Raw genomic sequence first — 17,960 nt, forward strand, 5'->3', positions numbered from 1 at the left:
CTGCATGTTTGTATTCGCTATGGCTGTGGTGTTTAAATTAGTGACTATTCAGTTTGTTCAAGGTGATAAATATAGGGCACTCGCTGATAAGCGTACGTTAGAGAATTTTGATATTCCTGCAAACCGTGGTAATGTGTATTCTGCAGACGGTAGTTTGCTAGCGACTTCTATTCCTAAATATGATATTAGAATTGATGCTGTTCAGGCTAAAGATGCAACGTTCGAGAAATATATTGGTGCTTTGGCAGATTCACTTTATCTATTTAGAAAAAAGCAAAAGCCAGTATCATATTATAAAAATATAATTCGTAAAGCTCGAAAAAATAAAAATAGATATTTCTTATTAGCTCGAAATTTGAGTTATTCAGATTATATAAGAATGCGCAATTTTCCTTTATTGAGTCTTGGTGCTATTAAGGGAGGTTTAATTGTAGAGCAAACTACAAAACGTGAACATCCGATGGGTGGAATAGCGGAGCGTACAATTGGTTACGAAAGAGAGGATGAAAATGGGAATTTTACGAGACCAGGAATCGATGGTGCTTTTGGTGTTAAATATTTACAAGGTACAAACGGAAAGCGTTTAAAGCAGAAAATAGGTAACGGACAATGGAAACCTATTGCTGATTTTGATCAAGTAGAACCTCAAGATGGTTATGATGTTTATACAACGATAGATGTTAATATTCAAGATATAGCACATCATTCTTTGTTAAAACAATTAGAGTATTACAAAGCTGACCACGGTTGTGTAGTTGTAATGGATGTGAAAACAGGTGAAATAAAGGCGATTTCAAACCTTGGGAGAAATAAAAAAGGTGGTTATTATGAGCGCTTAAATTATGCTGTAGGAGAGAGTCATGAGCCTGGATCTACTTTTAAAGTAATGGCTATGATGGCAGCTTTAGAAGATAAGGTTATTGATACATCTACGGTTATAGATACTAAAAAAGGAAGGAAATCTTTTCATGGGCGTGTAATTACGGATTCGGGTAAAGGTTTTGGTAAAATTTCTGCTGCAAGAGCTTTAGAGGTGTCTTCTAATATTGGTTTAGCAACGATTATTGATGAAAATTATGCAAAACAGCCAGAGAAGTTTTTAGATCGGTTAAGTTCTTGGAAATTAGATCAGCCTTTAGGTGTTGCTATCATTGGAGAAGGAAAACCAGATATTCCAAAACCTGGAGCTTCAAACTGGAGTAGAAATGCATTGCCTTCTATGGCTTATGGTTATAATCTTAGAATGACGCCGCTTCAAACTTTGGCATTTTATAATGCTATTGCTAATGGTGGTGAATTAATAAAACCTCGATTTTTAAAATCGGTAAAATCTTTTGATAAGGATATCGAAGTCTTTAAAAAAGAAGTGATAGTAGAGAAAATATGTTCAGATGAAACCTTAGCTGAAGTTCAAGATATGCTGAAGAATGTTGTTATCCGTGGTACAGGAAGACGTATGTATTCAGAAACATTTTCTATGGCTGGTAAGACAGGTACGGCAAGAACGGATTATGCTGATTATGAAAAGTGGAGAAAAGACAGAAAATATGTGTCGTCTTTTGCAGGTTATTTTCCGGCAGACAATCCTAAGTATTCATGTGTCGTGGTTATTCATCAGCCAAGTACAAAAGTAGGGTTTTATGGTGCAGATGTTTCGGGTCCAGTATTTAAAAGAATTGCTCAGAAAATATATACAGACACGCCAATTATAGATGAGGTTAAAATGCTAGATTTTAAAGATAATTTGGTGAATAAAGATTATGAAAGCTATTACGAAAACGCACGAAAGTATAAAGAATTAATGCCAAGTGTTGTGGGTATGCCTGCGATGGATGCAATTGCATTATTAGAGAATTTACATATTGATGTGAGAGTGAGATTAACAGGAAGTGGAGTTGTGAAAAAGCAATCTGTGAAAAAGCATGAAAAATTACAAACGAATCAAACTATTGTTTTAGAAGCGTCATGATGGTGTTAAAGGAGATATTATATAAGGTTACTATAGATACTGTTATTGGTGATACAAGCGCAGCTGTGGGTAAAATAGAATTCGATTCACGTTTAGTTGAGGTTAGTGATGTTTTTGTAGCAATTTCGGGGACTATAACTGATGGTCATAATTATATTGAAAAAGCGATTAAAGATGGTGCGGTAGCTATTGTATGCGAAATACTTCCTGAGAATTTAGAAAAGGGAATCACATATATTAAAGTTGAGAATTCTCATCAAGCTTTGGCTTATATGGCTGCTAATTTTTATGAACATCCTTCTGAGAATCTAAAATTGGTTGGTGTAACTGGTACTAATGGTAAAACAACAGTTTCTAGTTTATTATATCAGTTGTTTAAAAAAGCAGGTTATAAAGTTGGGTTGCTATCTACCGTGAAAATTATGGTTGGTGATAACGAATATAAAGCAACACATACAACACCAGATTCATTGACTATTAATAAATATTTACAGTTAATGAATGATGAAGGTGTAGAGTTTTGCTTTATGGAAGTGAGTTCTCATGGTATTCATCAAAAACGAACTGAAGGTTTAAAGTTTGAAGGTGGAATTTTCACGAATCTTTCTCACGATCATTTAGATTATCACGCAACGTTTGCTGAGTATAGAGATGTTAAAAAAGCATTTTTCGATCAGTTGCCAAAAGAAGCATTTGCTTTAACGAATAGCGATGATAAAAATGGCCTTGTGATGTTGCAGAACACAAAAGCGAAAAAACATACTTACGCTTTAAAGAGTTATGCAGATTATAGAGCGCAGATATTAGAAAATGAATTTAGTGGTTTACTGTTAAAAGTAAATGATAGTGAATTATGGACGCGATTAATAGGAAGTTTTAATGCTTATAATATTCTAGCTATTTATGGAACAGCTGAATTATTAGGATTAGATAGAGACGAAATATTAAGATTGATAAGTGAGCTTGAAAATGTCTCAGGACGTTTTCAGTATTTCATTTCAGAAGGAAAAATTACAGCGATTGTTGATTATGCACATACGCCAGATGCGTTAAAAAATGTATTAGAAACAATCAATAATATTAGAACTAAAAACGAAGAGCTAATTACGGTTGTTGGTTGTGGTGGTAATCGTGATAAAACAAAACGACCAGAAATGGCGCATATCGCTTCTGCTTTAAGTACTAAAGTGATATTAACAAGCGATAATCCAAGAAATGAGGTTCCTGAAACTATAATAGAAGAAATGGAAGCGGGTGTTGAGCCACAGAATTTTAAAAAGACGTTATCAATTACAGATAGAAAGCAAGCTATAAAAGCGGCTTGCCAAATGGCAGGAGAAAAAGATATTATTCTTATTGCAGGAAAAGGGCATGAGAGTTATCAAGAAATTAAAGGTGAACGTTTTGATTTTGATGATTATAAAATTGTTCAAGATTATTTAAAACAATTGCAGAAATAAAACGAAAAACAATAACAAAGAATGTTGTATTACTTATTTGAATATCTAGAAAAACAGTTCCAATTACCGGGAGCATCACTTTTTGGGTTTATAACCTTTAGGGCTGCTGTGGCTATGATATTATCGTTGTTAATTTCTACGATTTATGGTAAACGCATTATTCGATTTTTGCAAAAGCAACAAGTTGGAGAAACGATTAGGGATTTAGGTTTAAAAGGTCAAGTAGAAAAAGCTGGGACTCCAACAATGGGGGGAATCATCATTATACTGGCAACGCTTATTCCTGTTTTGTTATTAGCTAAGCTAGAAAATATTTATATCATCCTTTTAATTGTAACGACATTATGGATGGGTGCTATTGGGTTTTTAGATGATTATATCAAGAAATTCAAAAACGATAAGGAAGGTTTAAAAGGAAAGTTTAAAGTGCTTGGGCAAGTTGGACTAGGGATTATAGTGGGTGCAACATTATTTTTTAATAATGATGTTACTATTAAGGAGAAGTTGCCAATTCAACAGCAAAATGAATTAAGAATAGCGAACCCAGGAGTGCAAGGAGCTAAGTTATTTAAGCCGGAAGAGAAATCAACCAAAACAACAATTCCATTTTTAAAGGATAATGAATTTGATTATTCAGATTTGATTACTTGGATTCATCCAGGTTTAGAAAAATATGCTTGGGTAGTTTTTATTCTAGTTACCATTTTTATTATCACGGCTGTATCTAATGGTGCTAATCTTACGGATGGAATCGATGGACTCGCCGCAGGAACGTCAGCCATTATTGTATTGACATTAGGGATTTTTGCGTGGGTTTCTAGTAATATCGTTTTTTCAGATTACTTAGATATCATGTATATCCCAAGGGCGGAAGAAATAACAATTTATATCGCTGCCTTTGTGGGAGCGTTAATCGGTTTCTTGTGGTATAATACGTTTCCTGCTCAGGTTTTTATGGGAGATACAGGAAGTTTAACAATTGGTGGGATTATCGCAGTTATCGCAATTGCAATTCGTAAAGAATGGTTGATTCCTGTGTTATGCGGAATTTTCTTAGCAGAGAATCTGTCAGTTGTTTTGCAAGTGAGTTATTTTAAGTATACAAGAAAAAAGTTTGGTGTCGGTAAGCGTATTTTTAAAATGTCGCCATTGCATCATCACTATCAGAAATCGGGTTATCACGAAAGTAAGATTGTAACTCGCTTTTGGATTGTTGGAATTTTACTTGCTATTATAACAATGGTAACCTTGAAAATTAGATAATGAAAAGGTTAGTCATTCTTGGTGGAGGAGAAAGTGGTGTAGGTACAGCGCTTTTAGGAAAAGCAAAAGGATACGATGTATTTGTATCAGACAAAGGAGAGATTAAAGAAAAATATAAAAACGTTCTTTTAAATAATGAGATTGAATTTGAAGATGAAAAGCATACGGAATCAAAAATTTTGAATGCAGACATCATCATGAAAAGTCCTGGTATTCCAGATAAAGTGGCTTTGGTGAAACAAATTCGTGAAGCAGGAGTTACTATAGTTTCAGAAATTGAATTCGCATCAAAATTTACTGAGGCGACTTTAGTTGCTATTACTGGTAGTAATGGTAAAACAACAACAGCAACACTTACAGATTATATTCTAAAACAAGAATTAGATGTTGGGTTAGCTGGAAATATTGGTGATAGTTTCGCGAAGCAAATTTTAGAAAAAAACTATGATAACTATGTTTTAGAAATCAGCAGTTTTCAATTGGATGATATTAAAGATTTCAAACCTAAAATTGCAGTTATAACTAATATTTCGCCAGATCATTTAGATCGTTACGATTATAAGTTTGAAAACTATATCGCTTCAAAATTTAGAGTTGTAGAGAATCAAACAGAAGATGATTATTTTATATACGATGCAGATGATGATGTCATTTTAGAGTATATGAAAACGCATCAAATTCAATCAAAAAAACTGCCTTTTTCATTAACAAAAGTTATTGAGCAAGGCGCGTATTTAGAAAACAACAAGATAATAATAACAATAGATAATAATAAAATCATTATGCCAACAAATAATTTAGCATTAGAAGGAAAACACAATGTAAAGAATGCAATGGCAGCTTCTACTGTTGCGCATTTACTTAAAATAAGAAAACAAACTATCCGTGAGAGTTTAGAGAACTTTCAAGGTGTAGAGCACCGTTTAGAAAGCGTATTAAAGATTAATAAGGTTCAATATATAAATGACTCGAAGGCTACAAATGTAAACGCAACGTACTTTGCTTTAGAAAGTATGTCTGTACCTACAGTTTGGATCGTTGGAGGTGTTGATAAAGGAAATGAGTATAGAGAGCTATTTCAATTCATTAACGAAAAAGTAAAAGCAATCATCTGCTTAGGTGTTGATAACGCTAAGCTTATGGATTCTTTCGGTAAAATGGTTGATGTGATTGTAGAAACACAATCTATGACTGAGGCTGTGAAGATGGCGTACAAATTAGCTGATGCTGGAGATAATGTATTGTTGTCACCTGCTTGTGCTAGTTTCGATTTATTTGAGAATTACGAAGATAGAGGACGTCAATTTAAAAATGCAGTAAGAAATTTATAATAGATTGTCATTCCTGTGGAAACGGGAATTTAAAAAGGATATGAGTAATTAGATTTCTGTTTTACAGGAATAACAAAAAAGTAAATGCAAAACTTAATTAAACAAATAAAAGGAGATAGAGCCATTTGGGCTATAGTCACATTGTTGGCTATATTTTCTTTTTTACCTGTTTATAGTGCGGCTAGTAATTTGGCTTATCATGGAGGGAATACGAGTACATTTTCGTTCTTCATAAAGCATTTTATGCATTTGTTTTTGGGCTTTGTTATTATGTTTGGTGTACACAAAGTACCTTATAAATACTTTCGTGGGTTATCAATTGTAATGATTCCTATTGTATTTGTGTTATTGTTAATTACCATGTTGCAAGGAACCACTATTGATGGTGCAAATGCGAGTCGTTGGATACAGATTCCTATTGTTGGTATGTCTTTTCAAACATCGACTTTGGCAGCCGTAGTTTTAATGGTTTATGTGGCAAGATATCTGTCAAAAATAAAAGATAGGGAAGTTAAGTTTACAGAATCTATTTTGCCTTTATGGGCACCTATATTTTTAATTTTAATACTCATTCTCCCTGCTAACTTTTCTACAACAGCAATCGTGTTTACTATGATTATGATGTTGTCGTTTGTGGGTGGGTATCCAATTAAATATTTGCTGTTAATGGTTTTGACCGGTGTTGTGGCTTTAACCATATTTATATTAGTAGCAAAAGCATTTCCTGGTGTTATGCCCAACCGTGTTGATACTTGGATAAGTAGAATTGAGAATTTTTCAAATGGAGAAGATACAGAAGCAGATTATCAAATAGAGAAAGCTAAAATTGCGATTGCAACGGGGATTACACCATTAGGTCCAGGGAAAAGTATTCAAAAGAACTTTTTACCACAATCTTCTTCCGATTTTATTTTTGCAATTATTATTGAAGAATATGGCTTATTTGGAGGTGTTTTTCTATTGGGTTTATACTTGTGGTTGTTATTAAGAATCATTGTTGTCAGTCATAAATCAGATACCATTTTTGGTCGATTATTAGTTTTGGCAGTTGGTTTGCCTATTGTGTTTCAGGCTTTGTTAAATATGGGGGTTGCTGTAGAGTTATTTCCTGTTACGGGTCAAACATTACCTTTAATAAGTAGTGGAGGAACATCGATTTGGATGACGTGTTTATCCATCGGAATTATATTAAGTGTTAGTGCTAAGCGCGAAGAGTTAAAGGAACAAGAGGATGCTGAAGATAATCCTTTGTCTATTTTAAGTGAAGCGATTTAATAAAGAGAATAAAAAGAAATTATAATACAGATTGAAAAATAATAAAACATATCGATTTATCCTTTCAGGAGGAGGTACAGGAGGACATATTTATCCTGCAATTGCGATTGCAGATGAATTAAAGTCACGCTATCCTGATGCCGAATTCCTTTTTGTAGGAGCTTCCGATCGTATGGAAATGGAAAAAGTACCGCAAGCGGGATATAAGATTGAAGGGTTATGGATTTCAGGAATTCAACGAAAGTTAACGTTGAAAAACTTAGCATTTCCTTTTAAGCTGATCAGTAGTTTGTGGAATTCTAGAAAGATTATAAAATCATTTAAGCCAGATGCCGTTGTTGGTACGGGTGGTTTTGCGAGTGGTCCATTGTTGCAAGTAGCAGCTTCAAAAGGAATACCGAGTTTAATACAAGAACAAAATTCGTTTCCAGGGATTACCAATAAGTTGTTGGCAAAAAAAGTGAATACAATCTGTGTGGCTTATTACGGATTGGAGCGATTTTTTCCAAAAGAGAAAATTAAATTAACAGGAAATCCAATCCGAAAAGATTTATTGCAAGTCAAAAATAAGACTGCTGAAGGTAAAGTCGCTTTTAAATTAGAAGAAGGAAAACAAACCCTTTTAGTGTTAGGGGGAAGTTTAGGAGCAAGACGAATTAACCAACTTATCGAGGCAAATATCGATTTTTTTGAAACTCAAAATATTCAAGTGATTTGGCAATGCGGAAAACTGTATTATGATCAGTATAAAAAATATGATGATCATAAAAATATTCAGGTTCATGCGTTTTTAAATCAAATGGATTTGGCTTATGCGGCTTCAGATATGATTATCTCTAGAGCAGGAGCGATTTCAGTTTCAGAATTGTGCATAGTGGGTAAACCTGTAGTTTTTATTCCGTCACCTAATGTGTCAGAAGATCATCAAACTAAAAATGCAAAATCGATTGCAGATAAAAATGCAGCTGTTTTAATAAGAGAAAAAGATTTAGATACTGATTTTCAAAATGAATTTTCAGAACTGATTTCAAACGAAAATAAAAGAAAAGAATTAAGTAAAAATATTGAAGCTTTAGCATTAGTAAATGCAACAAAGGATATTGTTGATGAAGTTGAAAAAATGTTAAGTAAGTAATGAATTTCGAAAATATAAATAACGTCTATTTTATTGGTGTCGGAGGAATCGGAATGAGTGCAATTGCGCGCTATTTTGTGGCCAATGGCAAACAAGTAGGTGGTTATGATAAAACACCAACGGACATTACAAGAGCGCTTCAAGATTTAGGTGTTGCCATTCATTTTAATGATGATGTTTCAGAAATTGATACTCAATTTTTAGATACAGAATCTACTTTGGTGATTTATACACCGGCAATTCCAAAAGGGCATTCAGAATTTGAATATTTTAAAGCTAATAATTTCAATATTCTAAAACGTTCAGCGATTTTAGGAGAGATTACAAGGCAAACTTTTTGCTTAGCTGTAGCAGGTACGCATGGTAAAACCACAACAACAAGTATTTTAGGGCATTTACTTAATGCTTGTAATAGTCCTGTAACTGCTTTTTTAGGTGGAATAAGTGAGAATTACAATTCAAACTTAATCTTAAACGGAACCGAAGTTACGGTGGTTGAAGCAGATGAGTTTGATCGTTCGTTTCTAACTTTATCGCCAGACCTAGCCTGTATTACATCTATGGATGCTGATCATTTGGATATTTATGGAAGTGCTGAAGAGTTAGTAAAGAGTTTTAAGGATTTTTCAGAATGTATAAAGCCAGGTGGAAAACTATTTGTAAAAAAAGGTTTGCCTTTAAGCGGAATTACTTACGGTATAGAGGATGATGCAGATTACTGTGCTCAAAATATCTCTATAGAAAACGGAAGCTATATTTTCGATTTAAAAACGCCTAAAGGTTTACATAAAGGTTTTAAGTTTAATTTACCAGGGAGACATAATTTATCTAATGCAACAATTGCATTGGCTATGGCTGCAGAATACGGTTGTTCTTATGAGGATCTTAAAGTTGCTTTAGAATCGTATAAAGGTGTGAAGCGTAGATTTACTTATCAGATAAAGACTGAAGATTTTGTGTTTATAGATGATTATGCACATCATCCTGAAGAGATAAAAGCAGTGCATCACGCCGTTAGAGAGATGTATCCAGGAAAGAAAGTGTTAGCTGTTTTTCAGCCTCATTTATTTAGTAGAACAAAAGATTTTATAGATGAATTTGCTGAGAGCCTTTCAAAATTCGACGAATTATTACTTTTAGATATCTATCCTGCAAGAGAATTACCAATTGAAGGTGTAACCTCTAAATGGCTTTTAGATAAGATTAAAAACACGAATAAAAAATTAGTTGAGAAAGCAAATATAATAGATGAAATTAAGGCATCAAATGCTCAAGTGGTATTAACTATTGGGGCAGGAGATATAGGGCAGGAAGTGAAACTTATAAAAGAAGCGTTCTATGTCGAAAATTAATTTTAATTATATAAAAGTCATTGGGTTAATTATTGTAGTTGGCTTTTTGTTTGCATTTTCTAATCAAAGAAATAAGGTAAGAAAAGTCGGTAAGCCAAGCATTACGTTTTTGGGTGAAAATACAATGTTTATTACAGAAGCTAATGTTAGTAAATTGTTAATACAAAATCAAGAACCTGTATCAGAGCTATCTAAAGATATTATAGATTTGGACCAATTAGAATTGGCCCTAAATTCTAATCCTATGATCAGGCAAGCCGAAGTGTTTATGTCAGTAAACGGTGGGCTTTCAGCCGAAATTAAACAAAAAAAACCTATAGCAAGAGTTAACACAAATGCATCATATTATATAGATGAAGAAGGTGGTTTTATGCCTTTGTCTTATAATTATGCTGCAAGAGTTCCACTCGTCACTGGAAATATTAAGAAAAATAAGCTTGATACTGTCTATCAATTTGCGAAATTTGCAGACGGAGATGATTTCTTAAAAAAACATGTCATTGAGATTCGTCAGAATAATGATGACACCATCGATTTCAAAATTCGAAAAAGTGATTTTACGGTTCATATAGGAACTTTAAAAAATCTCAAAAAAAAGATAAACAATTTTAAGGCTTTTTACCAAAAAGCATTTAAAGACCAAATTTTAGACCACTATGCTGTAGTGAATTTAAAGTTTGATAAACAAGTTATTTGCACCAAAAAGTAAGCTATGGACAAACATCATATTTCAGTAGGTCTAGATATAGGAACCACAAAGATTGTGGCCATGATTGGTCGCAAAAACGAGTACGATAAAGTTGAGATTTTAGGTTTAGGTAGGGCTAAAAGTATGGGGGTGCATCGTGGTGTTGTTAATAATATAATGCAAACGATCCAATCTATACAACAAGCTGTGCAAGAAGCTGAGGCTGCTGCAAACGAAAAAATTGTAGATGTAACTGTAGGTATTGCAGGTCAACATATTCGAAGTTTGCAACATAGTGATTATATCACAAGGCCAAACTCTGATGATGTTATTGATGAAGAAGATATAGATCGTTTAATTAACCAAGTACATAAATTGGTTATGCTTCCTGGTGAAGAGATTATTCATGTTTTACCTCAAGAATATAAGATTGATGGTCAGGCTGAAATTACAGAGCCTATCGGTATGTATGGAGGACGTTTAGAAGCTAATTTTCATGTAGTCGTTGGTCAGGTCTCTTCTATTAGAAATGTTGGACGTTGTATTAAAAGTGCAGGTCTAACTTTAGATGGTATTACATTAGAGCCATTAGCATCTGCAAATGCAGTTTTAAGCAGAGAAGAAAAAGAAGCAGGAATTGCGCTAATTGATATAGGAGGAGGAACAACAGATTTAGCTATTTTTAAAGATGGTATAATTCGTCATACAGCTGTAATCCCTTTCGGTGGTAATGTAATTACTGAAGATATAAAAGAAGGTTGCTCAATTATAGAAAAACAAGCAGAGCTTTTAAAAGTAAGGTTTGGATCGGCATGGCCAGGTGAAAATAAAGATAATGAAATTGTATCTATTCCTGGATTAAGGGGAAGAGAGCCAAAAGAAATAACATTAAAGAATTTGTCTAAAATTATTCACGCTAGAGTTGTGGAAATTATAGAACAAGTTTATGTTGAAATAAAAAATTACGGTCACGACGAGCAGAAGAAAAAACTAATCGGCGGAATTGTATTAACAGGTGGTGGAGCACAATTAAAGCATTTAAAGCAATTAGTTGAATATATCACCGGTATGGATACCAGAATTGGATATCCAAATGAGCATTTAGCAGGTGAAAGTGATGAAGATATTGCTAGTCCATTATTTGCTACCGCAGTAGGTTTAGTGATGGATGGTTTAAAACGTCAAGAACGAAAAAAAGCTGAAGCTATTGAAGAACAAGAGCAGGTTATTGAAGAACCTATAATTGAAGATGACGTTGTAGATGAAGAAGAGGAAGTAGTAGTTGAGCCAAAGCCAATAAAAGAGCGCCGTTCGTTTTTAGATAAATTAACTGAAGGCATAAAAGATTTTTTAGATAAAACAGAATAATACGTAGTGATGACTGTTAAGTTATCTAAGTAATTATATTAAAGAGTAGGACAACTTAAAAATTGTCTGTATTGAAAAAGAATAGAATAAATAGTAAACCCATAATAATTATGAGTAATAGCAACGAATTTGGAAATATCTCATTCGATTTACCTAAGCACAAATCAAATGTGATTAAGGTTGTCGGTGTAGGTGGTGGTGGTAGTAACGCTATAAACCACATGTTTCAACAAGGCATAAAAGGTGTAGATTTTGTAATCTGTAATACAGATTCTCAAGCCCTACACAATAGCGGTGTGCCTAATAAAATACAATTAGGTGTCAATTTAACCGAAGGTCTAGGAGCAGGTGCAAATCCAGATGTAGGAGAACAAGCAGCAATAGAAAGTTCAGAAGACATTCGTAGAATGTTAGATACCAATACTAAAATGGTATTTATCACAGCCGGAATGGGTGGTGGTACTGGTACTGGTGCAGCTCCTGTTATTGCGAAAATGGCAAGAGAACTAGAGATCTTAACGGTTGGTATTGTTACCATGCCTTTTGGATTTGAAGGTAAAATGCGAAATGAACAAGCACAGCGTGGTATTGAAAAATTACGTCAGCAAGTAGATTCATTGGTTGTTATTAATAATAATAAACTTCGTGAGGTTTATGGAAATCTTGGTTTTAAAGCTGGTTTTTCAAAAGCAGATGAAGTATTAGCTACCGCTTCACGTGGTATTGCAGAAGTAATTACACATCACTATACTCAGAATATTGATTTACGTGATGCTAAAACAGTATTAAGTAATAGTGGAACAGCGATTATGGGATCGGCTACTGCTTCAGGTCAAACTAGAGCACAAGAAGCTATTATGAATGCTTTAGATTCACCTTTACTTAACGATAATAAAATTACTGGTGCCAAAAACGTATTGTTGCTAATCGTTTCTGGTTCACAAGAAATTACTATTGATGAAATCGGTGAAATTAACGATCATATTCAATCAGAAGCAGGATATGGTGCCAATATTATTATGGGTGTTGGTGATGATGAAGAACTACAAGAATCAATTTCTGTAACGATTATCGCAACAGGTTTTGATCTTGATCAACAGAATGAAATTTCTAATACTGAAACAAAAAAAGTAGTTCATGCTTTAGAGGAAGCTTCTGAAGCCGATGTAAGTACTCAAGAAAAAACACCTGCTATTATCACTCCAGATATTGTTTTAGAAGAAAAAAAACCAGATCCTGTTGTTCGTCATACGTTATTAGTTGAAGAAGAAGTAGAAGAGGTGAAAATCCAATCTAAAGTAGAAACAACTCACGAAACAAATTTAATTAAGACAACAGACTTTTTAAAGAATATGAATGTTGTTTATGATGAGGTTTTAGATTCTAAACCACAAGCTATAACTGAGCCAGAAGATTTTATAATTACAACTCCAATTGTAAATAAAGCGGAGACGATTGAGCCTGAGCCAGAAGAACAAATAACTTTAACTTTCGATTTACCAATATCTAACAATATTCCAAAGGAAGTAGAAGAGGAGAAGAAAGAAGAGAAAATGTTTTTTAGCCTTGATGAAGATATTAACGAGATAAAAGTTAATGAACCTGTAGAGGTGAAATCAGTAGCGAAAATTAATGAAGAAGGTGAAAAGCGTTATCAGTTAGGTGATTTTGAAACAACTCCTTCTTCTGTAAATACAAAGAAAGAAAAAGTAGAAGTTAAAGAAGAAGTTGTTTTTGTACAGAAAACAATTACTACAGAGGAATCTAAAGTCGTAGCTGATGAAGAGATTGATCCGATGAACAGTCCTATTTCTGATTTGTTGATTTCTCGTGCAGATGAACGTAGAAGAAAGATGAAAGATTTCAACTATAAGTTTAATACTGCTAAGATTAATGAAATAGAAAAAGTACCTGCTTACAAGAGACAAGGTGTTAATTTAGAAGATGCTCAGCATTCTTCTCAAACTAAAGCCTCTAGAATGTCTGTTGGTACAGATGAAAATGATGATATTCAATTAAGAAGTAATAATTCATTTTTACATGATAATGTAGATTAATAATAGACTCTAATCTATAACATAATTAAATCCAAAAAGAGATATTCTCTTTTTGGATTTTTTGTTTATAATAGGTGTTTATTAGAACTTATCTTATGTGTCCTCATGGAAACTTTTAGTATCTTTGGGCTTCTTAAATAAAGAACAAAATTATGAGTTTACAAGTTGATATTATGACTGCAATGAAGGCAGCGATGAAAGGAAAAGATCAAACAGCTTTAGCTGCTTTAAGAGCTGTAAAATCAGAAATATTATTAGCACAAACAGCTACTGGATCTAAAGAAGAAATTTCTGCAGAAGAGGAAATAAAAATATTATCTAAAATGGTTAAACAGCGTAAAGATAGCGCCGCTATATTTTTAGAACAAGATCGTAACGATTTAGCTGAGCCAGAATTAGCACAAGCAGAAATTATTAGTAAATTTTTACCTGCACAACTATCTGAAGAGGAAATTACTGTAGTAGTAATGAAAACTATTGCTACAACTGGAGCAGAAGGTATGAAAGATATGGGTAAAGTTATGGGAATGGTAAGTAAAGAATTAGCTGGTAAAGCTGATGGAAAAACAATTTCTAATATTGTTAAGGCTAAATTGTCTTAGGTATAAATATAAATAATGCACCTGTTTTTACAGGTGTTTATGGCTGCGTAGTTCAACTGGATAGAATATCAGATTTCGGCTCTGAGGGTTGGGGGTTCGAATCCCTTCGCGGTCACAAAATAAAACCTCAGCTATCTAATTATTAGTTAGTTGAGGTTTTTGTTTTTATAGGTGTGTCACTTTTTGTGTCACTAATATTAGAAATGCTTAGTTTTTAGCTTTTGAAGTTGCTTTTTTTGTTTCCATGAAATCGATGGTGTCAATTTCCTTCATTAATCGGTCTGTTTCGGTCAAAGCTACAATTATTTTTTGATAGTGTAATATATCTTCAAAACTCAACTCTCTATCTTTTCTGTCTTTTAGCCATTTTTGTGCGGGTTGGTAACCACCAATATAAAACTCCCATGCAACTAATGGTACTTTGTCAAAATACTGGTTGTCATTTATCCAAACTTTACCATGTGTTTCATTATCGGCTTCATAGCCAATACTGCTTTTAGTTAGTTTGCGTGTAACAATGTTGTCACCGTCTTCTGGATATTCTGTAATATAATTTTCTACGGTTTCACTTTCTAATAAATGTATCTCGCGAATCTCACCTCCTAATTTAACTAACTTCCAAAATGTAGCTTCATCTTTAGGGTATGGCACACGTGGGAAATCTATTTTTAAAAATTCTTTGTAGGTTTCTCGGTAATTTGGTGAATGTAACACTGCGTAGATATAATCTAAAACATCAATTGGAGCAAAAGTACCGACTAAATCTTCTTTTTCGAAGGTATAATTTAAATTTAGACTATCTGCTATTTTGAAAACAATTTCATCTTTTAGATTAGGAGTTCGTTCTCTTCCATCAATTAAAACCATACCTTTTAAATCACCTTCATCTGGATACAAATAAAGAGGGCAAAAAATCGACCCAGTTGTCCTTTCTCCAGCCTTAACATCAGATATAGATTTGCTTATAAAAAAATGATCAACCCCTTTTTTGTTACTTCTAGCTGTAATTAAAGAAATATTATCTTTCAACAAATGCCTTGAAGTATCCATTCGTGACCATGATATTAAATCGTCATTAAAAATGATTTTTCTAGAGTCAAATGGACGAAAACAATAATTAATCACTGATGTTTTCAATTTTTCTTCCGTAGTTTTTGCTCTTTGATTATTTAATTTCCAATCTCTTGTGTCTCCAGCTTGATATTTCGGTGAGGTTTGACTAAAATATTTGATTCTTAATTCGTTATCCAAAAACTCTTCATTACAAAAATCTTTTATTTTTTCGTTAGCTTCTGTTAGATTATACGATAAAGCTATTTTATCTCGTGAAGTCTGCACTCCTGTAGTCCAAGACTGGAATAGATTCGATATTTTAAAACCTTTTTGAAATGTTTTATTTTTAGATAGGTCTATTTTTTTAAAAGAAAAATTAGATTCTTCTGGATTTGTTTCTTCCCAATTTATTTGAGACATGTCCATTTTGCTTAAAAAATCGTACTTACCTTTTCGCTTACCATATAAGTCATAATGAAAGACCCTAGATAAAAGGTTTGTTTGTTTGTCTCCTTTTTTTACAAAGATATTTATAGAAACACCTTGTTGAATATCAAATACATTTTCATCTATAGAACCATCTGGAGAAACTTCTTTTTTATTGCTATTACCGTGTAAGTCAATCACGTAAATTTTATCATAAGTTTTTAATAAATTCCAACGCATTCCTCTAAAAGTAGGATTATCTAAAAATCCATGTGGATTAATAAACGCTAGAATTCCTTCTCCATTTTTTTCAATAAAATGTTGCCCAAAACGCATAAATTTAACATAGTCATCATTTAACCAGTGTTTACGTTCATTAAAATGTACCCCGTCAATATATTTGTAATCATCAATTAAATCACTTATCCATTTTCCGTTATTAGAGGAAATCCCGCTATAAGGCGGATTTCCAATCACACACATTACTGGTGTATCACGCTTTATGGCGTTGGCTTGGTTGGACTCATCGGCTAACCAACTACTAAATAATGTGCCACTATCGGGATGTGCTACTTCTAAACTATTGGTTAAGAATATTTTTAGTCGTTGGTCATCTTTTGGTTTATAGCTAGTTTCAGTTAGCAACATATCCATTTTTAAATGTGCCATTGCGTAACTAGCCATTAGCAATTCAAAACCGTTTAATCTTGGTATTAGGTCTTTAGTGACGTAATTACTCCATATACCTTGCTGTCCTTTGAATTTTTTATGAATGTGCTTAACTACCTCAGCTAAGAAAGTGCCAGTTCCTGTTGCTGGATCCAGTATTTGTACTTTGTGTACTTCTTTTTCTACTTGCTTATAGCCAGTTACAGAGCGTTTATCTGCTATGTCTGTATTAACCTTAATCTTTGTCTTGCTAGTGTCTGCTAAGCCTTGTGGTAGGTTAAATTCTTTTTTTAATACATCATCAACCGCACGTACAATAAAGTTAACTACGGGTTCTGGTGTGTACCAAACGCCTCGTGCTTTACGCAAGGCGGGATTATATTCACCTAAAAAAGTTTCGTAAAAGTGCACCACTGGGTCTTCTTGTTTTGTGGACTTTCCGAAGTTTTTCATGATGTCGGCAACGTCACTAGCTAGAAAAATATTTACAAGTTCGTCAACAATCCATACAAGACGGTCATCTAAATCAAAACCCGCAATATCTTGAAATAATTTACGTAAAAATGGGTTGCTCTTTGGTATTAATTGAGCGGCTTCTGTTCTTGTAAAATCTCCTAATGTCGGGTCATGATAACGAGCTGCAAACATACCATAAGCAATAGTTTGAGCGTAAATGTCGGCAAATGATTGATTATTAATATCATGTATTAGCATTTGTTGAAAGGACAACATTTGCGACTTTAAGTTAGATTTTTTGTCGGCTTCATCATCACTATTTAAAGACTTTTCTATGATATCCGCCATTAATTTCGCCTTACCAGCCATCATTTCAGCTAGCTTAGTTGGTGACTTAATGGTTTGTGATATAGTTTGAGCAAAGTTTTCTATTAGATGTGTAAACTGCTCGAAATTTTCTGGTCGAGGTACTATTTTACCATCTTCAATTTTTGCAATTGATATCTTGGTAGTTAATTCACCACTTTTATAAAAATGAAACTCTAAATAATCTGTAAAAACTAAGTTTGTTAAACCCGCTTTGTAGCGGTCAAACTGTTCCTTTAGTGATTTGCTTTTTAAATCAACCCCAATGTCTTTAGCTTCAATATAGCCTATAGGTACGTCCTTGCGTGTTAAAACGTAATCGGGTGCACCACACGCCACACGTGCGGGTTCGTTTGTAACTAAAACATCTGGCAATATTGCCATGATGAGGTTTTGTAAATCCCCTCTGTATGAATGTTCCCTTGCGTTGCCAGTTTGAAAAAGTGTATTTATTTTAGTAATATATTCTTGTATCGTCATTGTGGGAATT

At 33.5% G+C, this 17,960-nt stretch carries 12 protein-coding genes and 1 tRNA gene; 12 read left to right on the forward strand and 1 reads right to left on the reverse strand.

Going from position 1 to position 17,960, the window contains the following annotated elements; all coding sequences use genetic code 11:
• The first annotated feature begins 4 nt into the window (after window positions 1-4).
• The 12 genes from H0I32_RS10525 to H0I32_RS10580 all read left to right on the forward strand — a co-directional run bounded on the left by H0I32_RS10525 (window position 5) and on the right by H0I32_RS10580 (window position 14,615).
• The gene (locus H0I32_RS10525) at window positions 5-1,969 is read left to right on the forward strand and encodes a penicillin-binding protein (protein WP_179313399.1); all 1,965 of its coding nucleotides are present in this window, start codon (window positions 5-7) and stop codon (window positions 1,967-1,969) included.
• Window positions 1,966-3,429 (forward strand): UDP-N-acetylmuramoyl-L-alanyl-D-glutamate--2,6-diaminopimelate ligase, encoded by a 1,464-nt coding sequence (locus H0I32_RS10530; RefSeq protein ID WP_179313398.1) that lies wholly within the window; start codon window positions 1,966-1,968, stop codon window positions 3,427-3,429. The genes H0I32_RS10525 and H0I32_RS10530 overlap by 4 nt, the downstream gene beginning before the upstream one ends.
• Window positions 3,430-3,450: 21 nt before the next feature.
• Entirely contained in the window at window positions 3,451-4,692 is a 1,242-nt protein-coding gene (gene mraY / locus H0I32_RS10535) for a phospho-N-acetylmuramoyl-pentapeptide-transferase (RefSeq protein WP_179313397.1), read from the forward strand.
• The gene (murD, locus tag H0I32_RS10540) at window positions 4,692-6,023 is read left to right on the forward strand and encodes a UDP-N-acetylmuramoyl-L-alanine--D-glutamate ligase (RefSeq protein ID WP_179313396.1); all 1,332 of its coding nucleotides are present in this window, start codon (window positions 4,692-4,694) and stop codon (window positions 6,021-6,023) included. The genes mraY and murD overlap by 1 nt, the downstream gene beginning before the upstream one ends.
• 84 nt (window positions 6,024-6,107) lie before the next feature.
• A complete protein-coding gene (locus H0I32_RS10545; protein ID WP_173586459.1) occupies window positions 6,108-7,298 on the forward strand; it encodes an FtsW/RodA/SpoVE family cell cycle protein in 1,191 nt (396 codons plus the stop codon).
• Between the two features lie 31 nt (window positions 7,299-7,329).
• Window positions 7,330-8,433 (forward strand): undecaprenyldiphospho-muramoylpentapeptide beta-N-acetylglucosaminyltransferase, encoded by a 1,104-nt coding sequence (gene murG / locus H0I32_RS10550; RefSeq protein WP_179313395.1) that lies wholly within the window; start codon window positions 7,330-7,332, stop codon window positions 8,431-8,433.
• The gene (gene murC, locus H0I32_RS10555; protein WP_179313394.1) at window positions 8,433-9,785 is read left to right on the forward strand and encodes a UDP-N-acetylmuramate--L-alanine ligase; all 1,353 of its coding nucleotides are present in this window, start codon (window positions 8,433-8,435) and stop codon (window positions 9,783-9,785) included. The genes murG and murC overlap by 1 nt, the downstream gene beginning before the upstream one ends.
• Entirely contained in the window at window positions 9,772-10,494 is a 723-nt protein-coding gene (locus H0I32_RS10560; protein WP_179313393.1) for a cell division protein FtsQ/DivIB, read from the forward strand. Before murC ends, H0I32_RS10560 begins: the two co-directional genes overlap by 14 nt.
• 3 nt (window positions 10,495-10,497) lie before the next feature.
• Window positions 10,498-11,841 (forward strand): cell division protein FtsA, encoded by a 1,344-nt coding sequence (ftsA, locus tag H0I32_RS10565; protein ID WP_173586463.1) that lies wholly within the window; start codon window positions 10,498-10,500, stop codon window positions 11,839-11,841.
• A 110-nt stretch (window positions 11,842-11,951) separates the two neighbouring features.
• Window positions 11,952-13,898, forward strand: a complete 1,947-nt coding sequence (gene ftsZ, locus H0I32_RS10570; RefSeq protein WP_173586464.1) for a cell division protein FtsZ — start codon at window positions 11,952-11,954, stop codon at window positions 13,896-13,898.
• Between the two features lie 152 nt (window positions 13,899-14,050).
• A complete protein-coding gene (locus H0I32_RS10575; protein ID WP_179313392.1) occupies window positions 14,051-14,500 on the forward strand; it encodes a GatB/YqeY domain-containing protein in 450 nt (149 codons plus the stop codon).
• A gap of 41 nt (window positions 14,501-14,541) precedes the next feature.
• Window positions 14,542-14,615, forward strand: a tRNA-Arg gene (locus H0I32_RS10580).
• A 92-nt stretch (window positions 14,616-14,707) separates the two neighbouring features.
• Here H0I32_RS10580 and H0I32_RS10585 read toward each other — a convergent pair.
• Window positions 14,708-17,950 (reverse strand): type ISP restriction/modification enzyme, encoded by a 3,243-nt coding sequence (locus H0I32_RS10585; RefSeq protein WP_178983435.1) that lies wholly within the window; start codon window positions 17,948-17,950, stop codon window positions 14,708-14,710.
• Between the last annotated feature and the right edge of the window lie 10 nt (window positions 17,951-17,960).

The sequence above is a fragment of the Winogradskyella sp. HaHa_3_26 genome (assembly GCF_019278425.1).
Lineage (GTDB): Bacteria > Bacteroidota > Bacteroidia > Flavobacteriales > Flavobacteriaceae > Winogradskyella > Winogradskyella undariae.

Coding starts and splice junctions, on each gene's coding strand:
- H0I32_RS10575 (WP_179313392.1), top strand. CDS start 14,051: ATGAGTTTACAAGTTGATATTATGACTGCAATGAAGGCAGCGATGAAA.
- H0I32_RS10525 (WP_179313399.1), top strand. CDS start 5: ATGTTTGTATTCGCTATGGCTGTGGTGTTTAAATTAGTGACTATTCAG.
- H0I32_RS10585 (WP_178983435.1), bottom strand. CDS start 17,950: ATGACGATACAAGAATATATTACTAAAATAAATACACTTTTTCAAACT.
- ftsA (WP_173586463.1), top strand. CDS start 10,498: ATGGACAAACATCATATTTCAGTAGGTCTAGATATAGGAACCACAAAG.
- mraY (WP_179313397.1), top strand. CDS start 3,451: ATGTTGTATTACTTATTTGAATATCTAGAAAAACAGTTCCAATTACCG.
- H0I32_RS10545 (WP_173586459.1), top strand. CDS start 6,108: ATGCAAAACTTAATTAAACAAATAAAAGGAGATAGAGCCATTTGGGCT.
- H0I32_RS10560 (WP_179313393.1), top strand. CDS start 9,772: ATGTCGAAAATTAATTTTAATTATATAAAAGTCATTGGGTTAATTATT.
- murC (WP_179313394.1), top strand. CDS start 8,433: ATGAATTTCGAAAATATAAATAACGTCTATTTTATTGGTGTCGGAGGA.
- H0I32_RS10530 (WP_179313398.1), top strand. CDS start 1,966: ATGATGGTGTTAAAGGAGATATTATATAAGGTTACTATAGATACTGTT.
- ftsZ (WP_173586464.1), top strand. CDS start 11,952: ATGAGTAATAGCAACGAATTTGGAAATATCTCATTCGATTTACCTAAG.
- murD (WP_179313396.1), top strand. CDS start 4,692: ATGAAAAGGTTAGTCATTCTTGGTGGAGGAGAAAGTGGTGTAGGTACA.